Source organism: Candidatus Magnetobacterium casense (assembly GCF_019173545.1).
GTDB lineage: Bacteria > Nitrospirota > Thermodesulfovibrionia > Thermodesulfovibrionales > Magnetobacteriaceae > Magnetobacterium > Magnetobacterium cryptolimnobacter.
This window is the reverse complement of the sequence record NZ_JABXWD010000567.1, coordinates 1-1,770: the sequence shown is the minus strand read 5'-3', so window position 1 is coordinate 1,770 and position 1,770 is coordinate 1. Positions and strand designations below refer to the sequence as shown.

Here is a 1,770-nt window from a genome sequence, read left to right as displayed (position 1 = left end):
TTTCGCAGGAATGACAGTTACAGGCTTTTTCCAAGTTTGTCATTCCTGGCTTGACCAGGAATCCAAAAACTGCAAAAGCATAGTTACCATGAAATATAAAGAGGATACCCTTAATCCGTGGAGTTAAATTTGCTCCCTACGGTCGCAGGCATGGTTCAGATATTTTTACCGTAAACATAACCTAAAGGAGAAGAACAAAGACGATCAGAGCAAGCAAAGAGTTATTGGCAACAACGAAAATGATTACGGTTATAATAGCACTGGTATTGGTGTCTGTGGCTACAGTGGCAGCGACTGAAACGTATAGTTTTGTCACCAAGTGGGGTAGTTTTGGTAGCGGGGATGGACAGTTTTATCATCCAAGTGCAGTAGCAATAGATGCTTCTGGCAATGTCCTCATTGCAGATTCTTATAACAATCGCATTCAAAAATTTACCTCAATTGGCACTTTCATAACCACGTGGGGTAGCGGAGGCTCTGGAGATGGCCAGTTTAACTATGACCATGCAGTAGCAATAGATGGTTCGGGTAATGTCTACGTTGCAGATGGTAATAACCACCGTATCCAGAAATTTACCTCAAGCGGCACTTTTATAACCAAGTGGGGTAGCAACGGCAGCGGAGATGGCCAATTTAGTTATCCACGTGGAATAGCGGTAAATGCTTCAGGTAGTGTTGTCTATATCGCAGATAATGAAAATAGCCGCATCCAGAAATTTAGTTCAAGTGGCGGCTCTTATACGCTAGACATCGCACTCTCCGGCACAGGCGACGGTACAGTCACAAGCTCACCCGTCGGGATCAACTGCGGCACAACGTGCTCCGCCTCGTTCGCCACCGGCACATCCGTGACCCTGACGGCAACGGCCAGCGACAACGCAACCTTCGCCGGCTGGAGCGGCGACTGCACCGGAACGACCTCAACCTGCACGGTAACGATGTCGGCGGCAAAGAGCGTGATGGCGACGTTTAACACGGCTACGGAAGAGCAAGGCCCCGGTGGCAACGATCCCAACTACGACGGCAACGGCGACGGTACCCCCGACAGACTACAGGGCAACGTGGAGTCATTCCACGCGGCCAACTCACAGTACATAACCGTGGCGGTCGATCCGTCCATTGCTATCAGCACCATCAGTTCAATCACCACCCCTGACCTTGGCGGCCTGGGCCTGACTACGGGCAATGCCGGATCAAAGTTGCCCGTGGGCACATTGTCGTTCACACTGACGGGCGTCCAGACTGGCACGGTCAACCAGGTAAAGTTCTACCTGCCCCGTGGGATTGTCGTCAATCACGTGAAAAAATACGGCACCGGCGGATGGTACGACTTCGACTGCAACGGCAAGTTCAGGGGGACACCATGTGGCGAGATAAGCGGCGGAAGGAATAATCTGGTCGTGACCCTCTACCTTATAGACAACCAACCGGGGGACAACGACAGCACCGTCGGGACGATCCAGGACCCCGTGGCGCTTTTATCGCCTGCGCAGGTCACCTACACACTGCCATACCTGCACACAAACCCCGTCAACGTGACCTATTGCGTCATATCGAACATGACGGCGGATACCTCAACGGTAGGCGTTGAGCTTACCGCAACTGCCGCCGGTAACATGTCCGGCCCTACGAATGACCTGATATCCACAATGACAACGGCGAATAAAGAAATCAACGCCTATCAGACACGGATGTTAACCTTTAATGGCAAAGACATCTCACTGGATACAAACATGATAGGCAGCATACCTGAGGTGGCCCCTAAGGCAA

1 protein-coding gene is annotated in these 1,770 nt (G+C 51.4%); it reads left to right on the top strand.

From position 1 onward, the window contains the following. Positions 1-224: 224 nt before the first annotated feature. On the top strand, positions 225-1,770 hold a 1,546-nt coding region (locus tag HWQ67_RS17630; protein ID WP_255317342.1), incomplete at its 3' end, for a choice-of-anchor U domain-containing protein.